1 protein-coding gene is annotated in these 1,044 nt (G+C 38.7%); it reads left to right on the top strand.

Going from position 1 to position 1,044, the window contains the following annotated elements:
• The first annotated feature begins 761 nt into the window (after positions 1-761).
• Positions 762-926: a hypothetical protein gene (locus F6K49_RS52600; RefSeq protein ID WP_293111068.1), complete on the top strand. Its 165-nt coding sequence runs from the start codon at positions 762-764 to the stop codon at positions 924-926.
• Positions 927-1,044 lie beyond the last annotated feature (118 nt).

A 1,044-nucleotide genomic window follows, 5' to 3' on the forward strand; every position in this document is an offset into this window, starting at 1 on the left:
ATTATGCCAAAAAATAGTGGACGAACTTTTGGAAATTAACCGTCGTTGGCTCAATTATTACAAGAAGGGTGAGCGGGCTATAGAGTTTGCACTGTGTACGTTATAAGCTTTATGTCCCCCTGTCAGAGGCACTGCCCACCTGAGGATTAATTTTATTAAAAATCTAGTAGAGATGTAGGGTGGGCAGTGCCTAAAAAAGCTATCCCAAACTTTGAAATTGGTATGAAGCACTGCCCACCTGAGGATTATTTTAATAAGTTCCTGTTGGTGGGCAGTGCCGATTAAACCTACTTATAGCTTTGTAATTGCTCGGAAGCACTGCCCACCCTACGATTCTACGATTCATTTTATTTAATTTGCTGTTGGTGGGCAGTGCCGATTAAACCTACTTATAGCTTTGTAATTTCTCGGAAGCACTGCCCACCCTACGATTCTTTTACATTTCTCGGAAGCACTTCCCACCCTACGATTCATTTTATTTATTTCCTGTCGGTGGGCAGTTCCTATCAAAGCTATCCCAAGCTTTGAAATTTATCGGAAGCACTGCCCACCCTACGATTCATTTTATATACAATTAAGTTTATCAAAAATGTAGACAATTAAAAACTAGTTTATTTTCCAAAATAATCCACAATTACCACCCTCAACACCCTCACGAATATCTCCATATTTCGTAATAAAAAAAATTTTCTAAACTCCTTGACATTGAATTAATTTATTAATATATTTATAATTCCAACAAAATTAATGAATAACTAGTCATGACGAAAAATCTTCCACCCAACTCCGATGAAAATCAGAACCCTGAAAACCCTGGTCGTAAACCTAAGAAAGTCAAGCACATCTTGATCGGTTCTCCTGAACAAGTTCGGCATACTATTTATGCCATTTATGCTCTTAAATACGCCTATCCCGACCATCGGTGACAACTTAAGCCTGTATGCCAATTGTCAAGGGGGTTGAGGAAAAAGGCTTGAAGAAAAACTCAGACTGACCCTTTTGTCGGTCAGGAAAAGGAGCAACAATAAGTTTGACCTTGGGTTT

Source organism: Moorena sp. SIO3I6 (genome assembly GCF_010672095.1).

Bases quoted from the DNA above. Each gene is read 5' to 3' on its own strand.
- F6K49_RS52600 (WP_293111068.1), top strand. From the start codon at position 762: ATGACGAAAAATCTTCCACCCAACTCCGATGAAAATCAGAACCCTGAA.